This is a genomic window from Pseudomonas sp. NPDC089741, assembly GCF_044748825.1.
GTDB lineage: Bacteria > Pseudomonadota > Gammaproteobacteria > Pseudomonadales > Pseudomonadaceae > Aquipseudomonas > Aquipseudomonas helmanticensis.
This window is the reverse complement of record NZ_JBIVGT010000008.1, coordinates 33,637-47,379: the sequence shown is the minus strand read 5'-3', so window position 1 is coordinate 47,379 and position 13,743 is coordinate 33,637. Positions and strand designations below refer to the sequence as shown.

Here is a 13,743-nt window from a genome sequence, read left to right as displayed (position 1 = left end):
CAAAAGATCGCAGCCTTCGGCAGCTCCTACAGGGTTTTGCACAGACCATGGATTGCCATGAATTTTTCGCGCCTTGCCCTGCCCTTTCTGCTGCTGCCAACTGCCAACGCTTTCGCCGACACGTTTGAACGTGATCAGGCGCTGAAGCTGCCGGATGTGCTGATCTCCGCCAACCGCCAGGTTGAAGCGCGCAACGACAGCAGCGCCGCCAACACCGTGTTCACCCGCGAAGACATCGACCGTCTGCAACCGAGCGACGTGCCGGACCTGCTGCGGCGCGTGCCCGGCGTGCAAGTGGCGCAGACCGGTGGGCGCGGCAGCCTGCCCGGCGTGTACATTCGCGGTACGCAGTCAGCGCAGAGCCTGGTGCTGGTCGACGGTCAGCGCATCGGCAGCTCGACCTCCGGCGACAGCAATCTGCAACACTTGAACATCGAGCAGATCGAGCGCGTGGAAGTGCTGCGCGGTTCGCGTTCGGTGATTTATGGCAGCGACGCGATTGGCGGGGTGATTCAGATTTTCACCCGACGCGGCGTCGAGCAGGGTTTGCAGCCACGGCTGCACGTCGGTTTCGGCAGCAACCAGACCTGGGAGCGCAGCCTCGGCGTGTCCGGTGGCGATGAAAAAACCCGTTTCAATCTTGGCGCCAGCCTCGATGAAACCGCCGGGATCGATCGCACCCACGAGTCGTATCCGAGCGACAGCGACCACGACGCCTACCGCAACAAGTCCGTCAGCCTGAGCCTCAGCCACGCGCTGACCGATGACATCGAAGTCGGCGCCAATCTGCTGGATAACCGTGGCAAGAGCGAGTTCGACAACCCGTTCGGTCGCTTTGACACCAACACTTTCGAGTCTGTGCAACAGCAGCCCTACAGCGATTTCGACGTCAGCAGCGTCAGCAGTTACGTCGATGCGCGGGTCAACGATATCTGGAAAACCCGCGTCGAATTCGGCCACACCGAGAACCGCGAAAAGACCCTCGACAAGCTCAGCGACGAACGCACGGTGTTCAACACCTACCGCGATTCGCTGAACTGGCAAAACGATCTGACCCTGGATGCACGTAACAGCCTGATCCTTGGCGGCGACTGGTACGAAGACCGGGTCAACAGCAGCACCGCGTTTGACGAAGACAGCCGCTGGAACCGCGCTGCCTTCATTCAGCATCGTTATCAGGCCGACAGTTTCTCCACGGAACTGGGTCTGCGCCATGACGACAATCAGCAGTTCGGCAGCCAGAACACCTGGAGCGGCACGTTCACCCTGCCGCTGAATCCGGACAACGATCTGTTGCTGAGCTACAGCGAAGGTTTCCGCGCCCCGACTTTCAATGACCTCTACTACCCGGATTTCAGCAACCCGGACCTGAAACCGGAAACCTCGAAAAGCTATGAGCTGCAATGGCGCAGCCAGTTGACCGACAGCAGCCGTCTGGAAGCCTCGATTTACCGCACAGATCTGGAAGACGCGATCATCTTCGGCAGCAATTCACGTCCGGAGAACGTCGCTTCCGCACGAATCAACGGCTTTGAAGCGGCGCTGAAGCAGGAGCTGTTCGGCTGGCAGAGCAACCTCGGCGTGGCGATTATCGACCCACGCGATCGAGACACCGGACATACGCTGGCCCGACGTGCACGGCGCACGTTGAGCTGGGATCTCGATCGCCAGTTTGACCAGCTCAACCTCGGCGCCAGTTGGCAGGCGGTGAGCAGCAGTTATGACGACCTGAACAACCAGCAGCCATTGGGCGGCTATGCGCTGTTCGGCTTGCGCAGCAGTTGGGCGCTGAACCGTGAGATCAAGCTGGATCTGAAAGTGGATAACCTCTTGGACAAGGCTTACAGCCGCGCGAACTACAGCTACGACGGCAGCCAGTATGGTTATCGCGAGGAAGGCCGAACGTGGATGTTCGGCGTCACCTGGACCCCCGACACCCTGTAGGAGCTGCCGCAGGCTGCGATCTTTTGATCTTCGGCAATCCCGACTCAGCCACAAAGAAAAGTCAAAAGATCGCAGCCTTCGCCAGCTCCTACAGGAGTTATCGGTGGGGCTGGATGAGTTGGCAGAGTTTGGCGGTGGCATCGATCATTTGGCCGCTTGGGCGTTCGAGGCCTTTGTCGGTGATCAGTAGCAAGTTTTCCCGCTTTACAGCGGCGACCTGCGGCCAGTTTTTCCAGGCGTTGAGCTGGGACTGGTCGCTGGCCAGAATGACTTCGGGATCACGTTGCAACACTGATTCGATGCTGACTTGCGGTGCAGGCAAGGTCAGGTCGCCAAACACATTCCGCGCCCCGCACACCTCAAGTGCATCACTGATGATCTGCCCGCCACCGACGGTGTACAGCGGCTTGTCCCATACCTGATAAAACACCCGCAACGGCGCATCGCGGTGATAGCGCTGGCGCAGCTCGGCGAGTTTTTGTCGCAGGTCAGCCGCCAGTTTCAGCCCTCGCTCGGGCCGGCCCAATTGCGTGGCAATGGCTTCAATCTGTGCAGAGAGTTGTTCAAAGGAGTGCGGTTCAGCGACAAAGGTCGGGATGCCCAGGCGCTTGAGCTGATCACGCTGCGCCGGGCCGACGCTACCGGGCCAGAGCAACAACAAATCGGGCTTGAGACTCAGCAGTTGCTCCATGTCGAGCTGGCCGTAGCGGCCGACTGACGCCACGTTGGCGATTTCAGCAGGACGCTCACCGGCATCCAGCACACCGACCAGCAGGTCGGCCGAATCCAGCTCAACGACGATTTCGGAAAGGGACGGTGCGAGGCTGACCACGCGCAATGCAGCCAGCGCCGGCGCGCTGACGGCCAGCAGCAGAAGCGCCAGCCACAGACGGCGCATCAGCCGAGTTGACGCGGAATACGGTAGAGATAAAACAGCACTGCCGTGGACAACGCCAGCAGCATCAACGGTACGGCTTCAAGACCGACAAACACCGCCAGTGCGCCGATCCACGCCGGCAAAGCTGCCGCCAGAAACGCAGTGCGACGGCGCGCCGCGAGGGCGATCCACGCTGCCGGTTCATCTGGAGTATCGAGGGCTTTTTGTGTGGCGATCAACGCATGTTTGTAGCGGCCGAAAAACTTCAGGCTGACAAACATCGACGCCACACCGGCAATGAATAACGGCATCGCCAGAACCGGCAGAAGCCCTTCGCCCTGACCGAACAAGGCGTTGAGCACGAACAGCGGCAGCAGCGCCAGTGCGAGGTATTTCCACCAATCAACTGACAACCGGCGCCGCACCTGACCGCGAGTCACGCGCGATCTACCTCGCCCTGGTGCTCGTTGCCCATCATGTGGTCGAGCTTGCTGGCCTTGGTTGCCAGGTAGAGTTTGTTGTGCGGATTGTGGCCAGTGTGCAGCGGCACACGCTCGGCGACCGTAATGCCCATGTCGGTCAAGGCTTTGACCTTGCGCGGGTTGTTGGTCATCAGGCGCAGGGATTTCACGCCCAGATGCTCAAGCATCGGCAGGCACATGGCGTAGTCACGCTGGTCGGCGGCGAAGCCCAGACGTTCGTTGGCTTCAACGGTGTCGGCACCGCCGTCTTGCAGCTCGTAAGCACGGATCTTGTTCAACAGACCGATGCCGCGACCTTCCTGACGCAGGTACAGCAACACGCCTCGGCCTTCACGAGCGATCGCCTTGAGTGCGCCTTCCAGTTGCGAGCCGCAGTCGCAGCGCTGGCTGAACAGGGCATCGCCGGTCAGGCATTCGGAGTGCAATCGGCCGAGAACCGGGGCGCCGTCGGCGAATTCACCCAGGCTCAGCACCACGTGCTCGCGGCCGGTGGCTTCATCGAGAAAACCGTGCATGGTGAATTGCGCAAAAGGTGTTGGCAGCTTGGAAGCGGCGACAAAGACGACAGGCACCGGTGTGCTCCTGATCTAAAGAGTCTGAAAATTCGCAGGCGGGCATTGTAACAGCAGGTTCCTACAGACGCTTAGGCTGAATTATCGGGCATAACGATCAAAAAGTTTGATAACTGCCCGGACAACATGGATTCCTGTAGGAGCTGACGAGTGAAACGAGGCTGCGATCTTTTGATCTGGTTTTTACAATCAAGATCAAAAGATCGCAGCGTGCCGCAGCTCCTACAGGGGATTGGTGGTGAAGGGATACGGCTGTTTCCACTTCTCGAAGATCGGCTTCAGCTCACCGCTTTTCACCAGTTGCTCCATGCGCTGGTCATACAGTGCCATCAGCGCACGCGCCTGCGGGGTATCAGCGAAACCGAGGAACAACGGCAGCTCGGCCAGATGCGAATAGCGATACTGGGCCGGATCGCCCGCGGTTTTCATCACCGCTTCAATCTCGGTCAACGCATCGATGTAGTAATCCGCGCGCCCCTGCTTGAGCATCAACAGAATGCCGGTACGCCGCTCGATCTGGTTGTAGCGCTTGATGTTCGGCAGGTAGTTTTCGTAGCGATAGCCACGCACCCAGGCCAGTCGGTATTTGCCCAGCGTTGCCTGGGTGGGTGCAGGATTGCTCGCCAGGCCCAGCGCGTAGATGTGATCGGAATCGAAATTCCAGTGCGGGTACAGCACTTGCTCGGCTTCATCGCGGTAGGAACCGACCAGCGCGTCGACTTCCTTCAATTGCACCAGCCCGACCGAACGGGTGTACGGCACCGTGCGGATTTCCAGCTTCACCCCGGCAGGTTCGAACACCTTGCGCAGCACATCCCAACCGAGGCCATGGCCGTCGGCAGCGGTGTAGTCTTCCCAGTCTTCGCTGGCCAGATGGATGACCGCAGGCGTCGGCGCAGCGTCCTGCGCACTGGCAACAGTGCTCAGCAACACAAAAACTACCAGCGCCAACCAGCGTCCAGCCATCCCTAGTCCCCTTGCTTGAACCTGATCACCCCTTGGATCAGGCGAAAACCCACACCAGCCCTTGCATGGCCAGCCAGGCAAATACGCCGGCCAGCACGTCGTCGAGCATGATCCCGACGCCGCCGTGGACATGCCGGTCGATCCAGCGGATCGGCCACGGCTTGAGAATGTCGAAGAAGCGGAACATCAGGAAACCCGCGAGCAACCAGTACCAGCCTTCCGGCACCAGCCACAGGGTGATCCACATCCCGACCATTTCGTCCCAGACGATGCCTTCGTGGTCGTGTACCCGCAGATCGTCGGCGACTTTGCCGCACAGCCAGAAGCCGAACAGCATGGTGATCCCGAGCATCAGCCAGTAACCCCAGTCGGGCAACATCTGCCACAACGGAATAAAGGGTAGCGCAACTAACGAGCCCCACGTGCCCGGCGCTTTCGGCAAGGTGCCGGAACCAAAGCCGAACGCGAGGAAATGCCAGGGATTGCGCCAGACCGACGGCGGAACGAATTCGGCCGGAACCTGTTTCGGGTGATCTGTCACGGTGTCTCCTGAAAATGTTGATAGCCCCGGATTTGCGGGGTGATGTCGTGCCCTTCTCGATCCAGCAAGACTACGCCCTGCCCTTCTGCGACGCGACCGATCACATGGATCGGCCAGCCATTGGCCAACAGCGCCGGCAACTCGACGGACGGTAGCGAGAACGCCAGCACGTAATCATCGCCACCGCTCAACGCCGCGCGCTCGGCACCACGCTGGCCGAGAAACGCCACTAAAGCATCCGACAGCGGTACGCGCTCGCGTTCAATCTCGAGCCGCACCTTCGACGCCAGTGCGATGTGGCCACAGTCGGCGAGCAGGCCATCGGAGATGTCCAGCGCCGAGGTTGCTTTGCCACGCAGGGCCTGACCGAGAGCGAGTTGCGGTTGTGGCGACCAGTAATGATCGAGCAGCGGTTGCGCGATATGCGCTTCAGCATCACGTTGACCGAGCACCAGCGGCAGCGCGCCGGCAGCATTGCCCAGCTCACCGCCGACACACAGCAAGTCACCCGGTTGTGCGCCGCTGCGGGTCAACGCCTGACCGGCAGGCACGCGACCGAACACGGTGACCGTCAGGCTCAACGGTCCGCGCGTGGTATCGCCGCCGACCAAGGCAACGCCGCAACTCTGCGCCATACGGTTCAAACCGCGGGCATAGGCTTGCAACCAATCGGCGGTCACCGTCGGTACAGTCAGGGCAAGGGTAAAGGCAACGGGCGTGGCGCCCATGGCGGCCAGATCGCTGACCGCGACGGCCAGCGAGCGCTGACCGAGCAGAAACGGATCGCAGGGGTCGGCGAAATGCACACCGGCCACCAGCGTATCGGTAGAAATCGCCAACTGTTCCCCGGAGGGAACAGCGAGCAAGGCGCAGTCGTCGCCGATTCCCAGAGCAACGCCCTCGCCGCCCTGCGCACAAGGCGCGGCGGCGAAGAAATTGCGGATCAGCTCAAACTCGCCCATGGCTGAGACAAAGGATTCAAGCGCCGGTTAGCGCTTGAACGCCTTCACTTCAGCTTCACGCAGACGCGGGGCCAGCTTGTCGAGCACACCGTTGACGAACTTGTGACCGTCGGTGGAACCATAGACTTTCGCCAGTTCGATCCCTTCGTTGATCACCACGCGGTACGGCACGTCGACGCGCTTGAGCAGCTCCCAGGTGGACAGGCGCAGTACGCACAGTTCAACCGGGTCCAGCTCTTCGATGGTCAGGTCCAGGCACGGCGCCAGCGCAGTGTCGATCTCGGTCAGACTGGCCGGAACACCGTGCAGGATGTCGTGAAAGTAGCTGGCATCGGCGAAGGTGAAATCGTTGTCGACGCGAAACTGCGCTTCGATTTCGTTCAGCGAAGTCTTGGCCATGTGGCGCTGATACAACGCTTGCGTCGCCAACTGACGGGCAGCGCGGCGCTTTTCACTTTTCGAAGGCTTGCCGGCGTCGGTTGGACGCGGTTCGCGCGGATTGAAACGATCGCTTTCGTCGCTAATCACTTGGCCTCCAACTGTGCCAGCAGGCTGACCATTTCCAGAGCGGACAGGGCAGCTTCGGCACCTTTGTTACCGGCCTTGGTGCCGGAACGTTCGATGGCTTGCTCGATGGAATCAACGGTCAGGACGCCGAAAGCGACCGGCACGCCGAACTCCATGGACACTTGGGCCAGACCCTTGGTGCACTCGCCAGCGACGTATTCGAAATGCGGAGTACCGCCACGAATGACCGCGCCGAGGGCGATGATGGCTGCGAACTCGCCTTTCTGGGCGACTTTCTGCGCAACCAGCGGGATTTCGAAGGCGCCAGGTGCGCGGATGATGGTGATGTCGCTTTCGCTCACGCCGTGGCGAACCAGGGCATCAACTGCACCGCTGACCAGGCTTTCAACCACGAAGCTGTTGAAACGGCCTACTACCAAAGCGTAGCGGCCTTTTGGGGCGATGAAGGTACCTTCGATGGTCTTCAGGGTCATTCGTCAGTTCTCTTAAAGAGCCGGGACGCGTCTCGTACGCGTCCCTCAGTGATATTAGCCACGAACACATGATCGCAGACACCGCATTGCCGTTCGATTACATCCTGTGGCGAGGGGATTTATCCCCGTTGGGCTGCGCAGCGGCCCCTATTTTGGGACTGCTACGCAGTCCAACGGGGATAAATCCCCTCGCAACAATGGGTGTACAACAGCAATACGAATCTGCGGGTCATTATTCGGAGGGCACGTATTCTACAACTTCCAGATCGAAACCGGATATCGCATTAAATTTCATTGGTGCAGACATCAAGCGCATTTTGCGTACACCGAGGTCACGCAGGATCTGCGAACCGGCACCGACGATGCTGTAGGTGGTCGGTTTTTTCGGCGCTGGCTGATCGCCGGTTTCACGGATATGCGCCAGCAGTACGTCGCCATCGAGCGGATGACCAAGCAGCAGCACCACGCCGCTGCCGGCCTCGGCAACCGCAGCCATCGCGGCGCGCAGGCTCCAGCGCCCCGGTTGCTTGACCATCAGCAAGTCGCGCAGCGGGTCCATGTTGTGCACGCGAACCAGCGTTGGCTCTTCGGCGCAAACAGTGCCCAGGGTCAGTGCCATGTGCACGTCGCCTTCCACCGAATCACGATAGGTCACCAGGTTGAATTGGCCCAGTTCGCTGTCCAGTGGCTGCTCGGCAATCCGCTGAACGGTACGTTCGTGGATCATCCGGTAGTGAATCAGGTCGGCGATGGTGCCGATCTTGATGTTGTGCTCAGCAGCGAACTCTTCGAGTTCAGCGCGACGGGACATGGTGCCGTCGTCGTTCATCACTTCGCAGATCACGCCGCTCGGCTCGAAACCGGCCATGCGCGCGAGGTCGCAAGCGGCTTCGGTGTGGCCCGCGCGAGCGAGGGTGCCGCCGGCCTGCGCCATCAGCGGGAAGATATGGCCCGGGCTGACGATGTCTTCAGCCTTGGCATCCTTGGCAGCAGCCGCTTGCACGGTGCGCGCACGGTCAGCGGCGGAGATGCCGGTGGTCACGCCTTCGGCAGCTTCGATCGAGACGGTGAACTTGGTGCCGAAACCGGAACCGTTGCGCGGTGCCATCAGCGGCAGCTTCAGGGTTTCGCAGCGCTCGCGGCTCATCGGCATGCAGATCAGGCCACGGGCGTGCTTGGCCATGAAGTTGATGTGCTCGGCCTTGCAGCACTCGGCGGCCATGATCAGGTCGCCTTCGTTCTCGCGGTCTTCGTCATCCATGAGGATGACCATCTTGCCTTGGCGGATGTCTTCAACCAGTTCTTCGATGCTATTGAGCGCCACAAGGCACCCCCCTTCTTTCGAATTTAGAGCTTCAGGATTTGAGGTAGCCGTTTTGGGCCAGAAAGCTTTCGGTGATCGTGCCGCCGGACGCCGGCTCTGCAGCCTTGTCACCCAAGAGCAGACGCTCCAGATAACGCGCCAGCAAGTCGACTTCCAGGTTCACCCGGCGACCTGGCGTGTACGACGCCATGATGGTTTCGCTCAGGGTGTGCGGAATGATCGTCAGCATGAATTCAGCGCCATCGACTGCATTCACGGTCAGGCTGGTGCCGTCGACAGTGATCGAACCTTTATGGGCGATGTACTTGGCCAGCTCTTTCGGCGCGCGGATGCGAAATTCCACGGCGCGGGCATTGTCGCTGCGCGAAACGATTTCGCCGACACCGTCGACGTGGCCGCTGACCAGATGCCCACCGAGACGGGTGGTCGGGGTCAGGGCTTTTTCCAGATTGACCGGGCTGCCGCTTTTCAGGTCGTTCATGGCGGTGCAGTCGAGGGTTTCGCGGCTGACGTCAGCTGCGAAACCGTCGCCCGGCAGCTCGACGGCGGTCAGGCAGACGCCGTTGACCGCGATGCTGTCGCCGAGTTTGACGTCGCTCAGGTCGAGCTTGCCGGTTGCGACGTGTACCCGCACATCACCGCCCTTTGGGGTCAGTGCGCGGATACTGCCGATGGATTCGATGATGCCGGTAAACATGGGGTTCTCCTTGAGAACTAAGCCAGCGTAATAACGATGGCCGGGAATTATACGCTCGCCGGTGGCACAGGGATGGCAGTGACTCGCCAGTCATCACCTACCGCACGAATTTCAGTGATTTTCAGCTCAGGGGCATCCTTCATATGGACCAGCGGCCAGTCCAGCAATGGACGCGCCGTGGAGCCGAGGAACTTGCCGGCGATGAAGATCACGAACTCGTCGACCAGACCGAGCTGAGCAAAAGCGCCGGCCAATCGCGGCCCGGCCTCGACCAGCACCTCGTTGACGCCACGACCAGCCAGTTCGATCAGCAATTGATGCAGATCGACCTGACCGTCATCACCCGGCACGATCAGGCATTCAGGGCCGTGAGCGTATTGCTCTTCGATCGCGACACACGTGGCGACCAACGCCGGACCAGCCTTGAAGAACGGTGCCTCCAGCGGCACGCGCAGACGCCCGTCGATCAGCACGCGCAGCGGCGGCCGGCTCATGGCCAGCGCGGTTTGCTCGCTATCCAGCCCCAACTCGTCAGCACGCACAGTCAAACGCGCGCCATCGGCCAGCACCGTGTCGGCGCCGGTCAGCACTACGCTGGCCTGCGCACGCAAACGCTGAACCGCCGAGCGTGCGGCCGGGCCGGTGATCCATTGGCTCTCGCCGTTTTCCATCGCCGTGCGACCGTCGAGACTCATCGCCAACTTGACCCGCACGAACGGCAAACCGTGTTCCATGCGTTTCAGGAAGCCTTGATTGAGCTGGCGCGCCTGCGCTTCGAGCACGCCGCTTTCAGTGGCGATGCCGGCATCGGCCAAGCGCTGCAAACCACGTCCGGCAACTTGCGGATTCGGATCACGCATCGCTGCCACCACACGACTGACGCCGGCATTCACCAGCGCATCGGCGCACGGCGGCGTGCGGCCATGGTGGCTGCACGGTTCGAGGGTCACGTAAGCGGTGGCGCCACGGGCCAGCTCACCGGCGGCGCGCAGGGCGTGGACTTCGGCGTGCGGTTCGCCGGCGCGCTCATGCCAGCCTTCGCCGACAATCTGCCCATCACGCACCACCACGCAGCCGACTCGAGGATTGGGATGAGTGGTGTAGTGACCTTTGCGCGCCAGTTCCAGCGCACGCGCCATGAAGTGGGCGTCGAGGATGGCCTGCTCGGCGGTGGTGGTCATTCTTTCACCGGTTCGCGGGCGAGGCGGTCGATTTCTTCGCGAAATTCATTGAGATCCTGGAAGCGCTTGTACACCGAAGCGAAGCGGATGTAGGCGACTTCATCAAGCTTCTGCAATTCGGCCATGACCAGTTCGCCGACCACGAGGGATTTGACCTCGCGCTCGCCGGTGGCGCGCAGCTTGTGCTTGATGTGAACCAGAGAGGATTCGAGGCGCTCGACGCTCACCGGACGTTTCTCCAGGGCGCGTTGCATACCGGCGCGGAGTTTTTCTTCGTCGAACGGTTGGCGGCTGCCGTCGGTTTTGATCAGGCGCGGCAACACCAGTTCGGCCGTCTCGAACGTCGTGAAACGTTCGCCGCAGGCCAGGCATTCACGCCGGCGGCGCACCAGTTCGCCCACGGCGACCAGGCGCGAGTCGATGACCATGGTGTCGTTGGCACCGCAGAAGGGACAGTGCATGGTGGCTGGCAACAAAAAAAGGGAGGGCCATGGTAGCGCATCCCGGTGGCAAGACAAGCCATAGGGTTTGCGGTATACAGAACGGCATGATCGTTTGATCCATGGATTTCAATTTGCTGGAGCATCCAATGCCGTTACGTCCGCTCGTTTTGCTCAGTCTTTTCAGCCTGCTGGTGGCCTGTGGCAGCGATGCACCCAAGCCCCAGCCGCCAACGCCTGGCCCTGCACCGCAACAGGCGCAGAAAAAAGCCAAGGAAGCCGCCGACCTCGGGCCGCTGCCGGCTTATCAGCGCGAACTGAGCGGCACCCTGCAAGGCGTGCCGGCCGGTGCCGAAGTCGAACTGGCGTTGCTGGTGATCGATGAAAAGGATCGCCCGCAACAATTGCTCGCCAGTTCCAGCCTGATCGGCAACAACCAGGTTCTGCCATTTCGTCTGCGCTTCAACCCGGACGCCTTCCCGGCCGGAGCACGGGTTGAATTGCGTGGCCGCGCCAGCCAATCCGGCCAGTTGATCCTGCATCTGCCGTCGCAGACCATCACTCAGCCGACCACTCAGGCGTTGGGCCAGCTGCAATTTGTCAAAGCACCATGAATGCACCGCACGACCTGCAACAGGCGTTAGGTGAATTGCTCGGCGACGCCAGACTCAAGGTCTGTGCGTTGCCAGACACTGATTTGCAGCTGTGGCTGATTGATGGCGACAACATGGGTCGCGAATTCAGCCAGGAAGAAATTCAGCGAATCCTGCACGAACCACCCTATTGGGGTTTCTGCTGGGCCAGTGGTCTGGCGGTGGCCCGCTATCTGGCGGAGTTCCCCGAGTGGGTGCGCGGCAAGCGCGTGCTGGATTTCGGTGCCGGTTCCGGGATTGCCGGGATCGCGGCGGTGAAAGCCGGAGCGCTGGAGGTGGTGGCCTGCGATCTTGATCCGCTGGCGATTGCCGCGTGCCGGGCGAATGCTGCGTTGAATAATGTAGAGATGAGTTATTCGACGGATTTCTTTGCCGAGGCCGATCGGTTCGATCTGATTCTGGTGGCGGACGTGTTGTATGACCGGGCCAATCTGCCGTTGCTCGATGCGTTTTTAAGCCGTGGCCGCGAGGCGCTGGTGGCGGATTCGCGGGTTCGGGATTTTCGCCATCCGTTGTATCAGCGCATTGAAATACATGAGGCGATGACCTTGCCGGATCTGGCGGAGCCTGAGGAATTTCGGCATGTCAGCCTTTACCATGCGCGGCGCTGATTAAAAGCTTTAAAAGATCGCAGCCTTCGGCAGCTCCTACAGGTGCAATGCGTATCCGCGTGTAGGAACTGCCGAAGGCTGCGATCTTTTGCGCCACCGCTTATAGTGCGTTCATTAACGCTTTGACGAGATCCCCCATGAGTGAGCAAACGCCGTACATCTTCGACGCCACGACGGCCGATTTCGACCAGTCGGTGATCGAGGCTTCTTTCAGCAAACCGGTGCTGGTGGATTTCTGGGCCGAATGGTGTGCGCCGTGCAAGGCGTTGATGCCGATGCTGCAAACCATTGCCGAGAGCTATCAAGGCGAGTTGCTGCTGGCCAAGGTCAACTGTGACATCGAGCAGGACATCGTCGCCCGCTTCGGCATTCGCAGCCTGCCGACCGTGGTGCTGTTCAAGGACGGCCAACCGGTCGATGGCTTTGCCGGTGCGCAACCGGAATCCGCCGTCCGTGCGCTGCTCGAACCGCATGTGCAAATGCCGCCGCCGGCTGCGGCCGATCCGTTTGAGCAGGCTCAGGCCTTGTTCGATGACGGGCGTTACGCCGATGCCGAAGCAGCGCTGGTGGTGATGCTCAATGAAGACAACACCAACGCGAAAGCACTGATTCTCTATGCACGCTGCCTGACCGAGCGCGGCGAACTGGGCGAAGCGCAAACCGTGCTGGATGCGGTCAAAAGCGATGAACACAAAGCCGCGCTGGCCGGGGCCAAGGCGCAGATCAAGTTCCTCGGTCTGGCGCGTGATCTGCCGGATGCCGCCGATTTGAAAGCGCGCCTGGCGAAAGACCCGCAGGATGATGAAGCGGTGTATCAACTGGCGATCCAGCAACTGGCGCGTCAGCAATACGAAGCGGCGCTTGAGGCGATGCTCAAGCTGTTTATCCGCAATCGCAATTATGCCGAGGGCTTGCCGCACAAGACCTTGCTGCAGGTGTTTGAGTTGTTGGGCAACGATCATCCGCTGGTCAGCGTTTACCGCCGCAAGATGTTTGCTGCGCTTTATTAGGATCAACAGATCGCAGCCTGCGGCAGCTCCTACATGGGGATCGTATGCACCCTTGTAGGAGCTGCCGCAGGCTGCGATCTTTTGCGGTTTACTCGATCCAGCTGTAAAGCGGTGTATCCCCAGCGCTCACCACTTTCACCTCCGAGCTATGGCGCAAACGCACCAGCAAGCGTTTGCCCGCCGCCGCACTGCCGGTCAATCCTTCAAGCTGTTCCAGCAGATCCGGCCCGCTGAGCTGCCCGGCCTTGCGCAACAGATCCTTGGCCACCTGCCACACCGCATCGTCCTGATTCAACGGTTTCGCCGCTGGCGCCGACGCCGCTTCGGGCTGGCCGATTGGCGCCTGCGTATTCAGCGCCGAACCGAGCCTGGCCCAATCACTGTCATCCAGTTCAACAGTCAAATCCACCGGCACGTCGCCGACGGTTCCACGTATCCGCAACATTGCGTTCGCTCCTGCACATTTCTGACCTGCATGCTCC

The 13,743-nt window shown here is 60.8% G+C and carries 17 protein-coding genes; 4 read left to right on the top strand and 13 right to left on the bottom strand.

Annotation, left to right across the window (positions count from 1 at the left end; all coding sequences use genetic code 11):
* Positions 1-57 precede the first annotated feature (57 nt).
* Complete coding sequence (locus ACIPZE_RS11050; RefSeq protein ID WP_400772831.1) at positions 58-1,944, top strand: TonB-dependent receptor domain-containing protein; 1,887 nt, start codon at positions 58-60, stop codon at positions 1,942-1,944.
* 97 nt (positions 1,945-2,041) lie between these two features.
* Here ACIPZE_RS11050 and ACIPZE_RS11045 read toward each other — a convergent pair whose 3' ends face one another.
* From ACIPZE_RS11045 to nrdR, 12 genes are all read right to left on the bottom strand, one after another.
* Entirely contained in the window at positions 2,042-2,842 is an 801-nt protein-coding gene (locus ACIPZE_RS11045; protein WP_283438816.1) for a cobalamin-binding protein, read from the bottom strand.
* Positions 2,842-3,261: an MFS transporter gene (locus ACIPZE_RS11040; RefSeq protein ID WP_283438817.1), complete on the bottom strand. Its 420-nt coding sequence runs from the start codon at positions 3,259-3,261 to the stop codon at positions 2,842-2,844. The genes ACIPZE_RS11045 and ACIPZE_RS11040 overlap by 1 nt, the downstream gene beginning before the upstream one ends.
* Positions 3,258-3,875, bottom strand: a complete 618-nt coding sequence (ribA, locus tag ACIPZE_RS11035; protein ID WP_008081835.1) for a GTP cyclohydrolase II — start codon at positions 3,873-3,875, stop codon at positions 3,258-3,260. Before ribA ends, ACIPZE_RS11040 begins: the two co-directional genes overlap by 4 nt.
* A 222-nt stretch (positions 3,876-4,097) precedes the next feature.
* Complete coding sequence (locus tag ACIPZE_RS11030; protein WP_400772830.1) at positions 4,098-4,841, bottom strand: substrate-binding periplasmic protein; 744 nt, start codon at positions 4,839-4,841, stop codon at positions 4,098-4,100.
* 37 nt (positions 4,842-4,878) lie between these two features.
* The gene (locus tag ACIPZE_RS11025) at positions 4,879-5,382 is read right to left on the bottom strand and encodes a phosphatidylglycerophosphatase A (RefSeq protein WP_127651238.1); all 504 of its coding nucleotides are present in this window, start codon (positions 5,380-5,382) and stop codon (positions 4,879-4,881) included.
* Positions 5,379-6,344 carry a thiamine-phosphate kinase gene (thiL, locus tag ACIPZE_RS11020; protein ID WP_129395701.1) on the bottom strand — a complete coding sequence of 322 codons (966 nt, stop codon included), beginning with the start codon at positions 6,342-6,344 and terminating at the stop codon, positions 5,379-5,381. Before thiL ends, ACIPZE_RS11025 begins: the two co-directional genes overlap by 4 nt.
* A gap of 27 nt (positions 6,345-6,371) precedes the next feature.
* Positions 6,372-6,872, bottom strand: coding sequence for a transcription antitermination factor NusB (nusB, locus tag ACIPZE_RS11015; protein ID WP_016984114.1), 501 nt, complete (start codon positions 6,870-6,872; stop codon positions 6,372-6,374).
* On the bottom strand, positions 6,869-7,345 hold the full coding sequence (ribE, locus tag ACIPZE_RS11010; protein WP_003228649.1) for a 6,7-dimethyl-8-ribityllumazine synthase: 477 nt from the start codon (positions 7,343-7,345) through the stop codon (positions 6,869-6,871). The genes nusB and ribE overlap by 4 nt, the downstream gene beginning before the upstream one ends.
* Before the next feature lie 232 nt (positions 7,346-7,577).
* Complete coding sequence (ribBA, locus tag ACIPZE_RS11005; RefSeq protein WP_129395702.1) at positions 7,578-8,669, bottom strand: bifunctional 3,4-dihydroxy-2-butanone-4-phosphate synthase/GTP cyclohydrolase II; 1,092 nt, start codon at positions 8,667-8,669, stop codon at positions 7,578-7,580.
* 31 nt (positions 8,670-8,700) lie between these two features.
* On the bottom strand, positions 8,701-9,366 hold the full coding sequence (locus ACIPZE_RS11000; protein ID WP_283438820.1) for a riboflavin synthase: 666 nt from the start codon (positions 9,364-9,366) through the stop codon (positions 8,701-8,703).
* Positions 9,367-9,413: 47 nt separating this feature from the next.
* Entirely contained in the window at positions 9,414-10,547 is a 1,134-nt protein-coding gene (gene ribD / locus ACIPZE_RS10995) for a bifunctional diaminohydroxyphosphoribosylaminopyrimidine deaminase/5-amino-6-(5-phosphoribosylamino)uracil reductase RibD (protein WP_400772829.1), read from the bottom strand.
* Positions 10,544-11,008, bottom strand: a complete 465-nt coding sequence (nrdR, locus tag ACIPZE_RS10990) for a transcriptional regulator NrdR (RefSeq protein WP_400772828.1) — start codon at positions 11,006-11,008, stop codon at positions 10,544-10,546. The genes ribD and nrdR overlap by 4 nt, the downstream gene beginning before the upstream one ends.
* A gap of 128 nt (positions 11,009-11,136) precedes the next feature.
* Between nrdR and ACIPZE_RS10985 the strand changes: the two genes are divergently transcribed.
* From ACIPZE_RS10985 to trxA, 3 genes are all read left to right on the top strand, one after another.
* A complete protein-coding gene (locus ACIPZE_RS10985; protein ID WP_122592817.1) occupies positions 11,137-11,601 on the top strand; it encodes a YbaY family lipoprotein in 465 nt (154 codons plus the stop codon).
* The gene (locus ACIPZE_RS10980; RefSeq protein WP_283438822.1) at positions 11,598-12,251 is read left to right on the top strand and encodes a methyltransferase; all 654 of its coding nucleotides are present in this window, start codon (positions 11,598-11,600) and stop codon (positions 12,249-12,251) included. Before ACIPZE_RS10985 ends, ACIPZE_RS10980 begins: the two co-directional genes overlap by 4 nt.
* A gap of 137 nt (positions 12,252-12,388) precedes the next feature.
* The gene (gene trxA / locus ACIPZE_RS10975; RefSeq protein ID WP_283438823.1) at positions 12,389-13,261 is read left to right on the top strand and encodes a thioredoxin; all 873 of its coding nucleotides are present in this window, start codon (positions 12,389-12,391) and stop codon (positions 13,259-13,261) included.
* 88 nt (positions 13,262-13,349) lie between these two features.
* Here trxA and ACIPZE_RS10970 read toward each other — a convergent pair whose 3' ends face one another.
* On the bottom strand, positions 13,350-13,706 hold the full coding sequence (locus tag ACIPZE_RS10970; protein ID WP_283438824.1) for a hypothetical protein: 357 nt from the start codon (positions 13,704-13,706) through the stop codon (positions 13,350-13,352).
* Between the last annotated feature and the right edge of the window lie 37 nt (positions 13,707-13,743).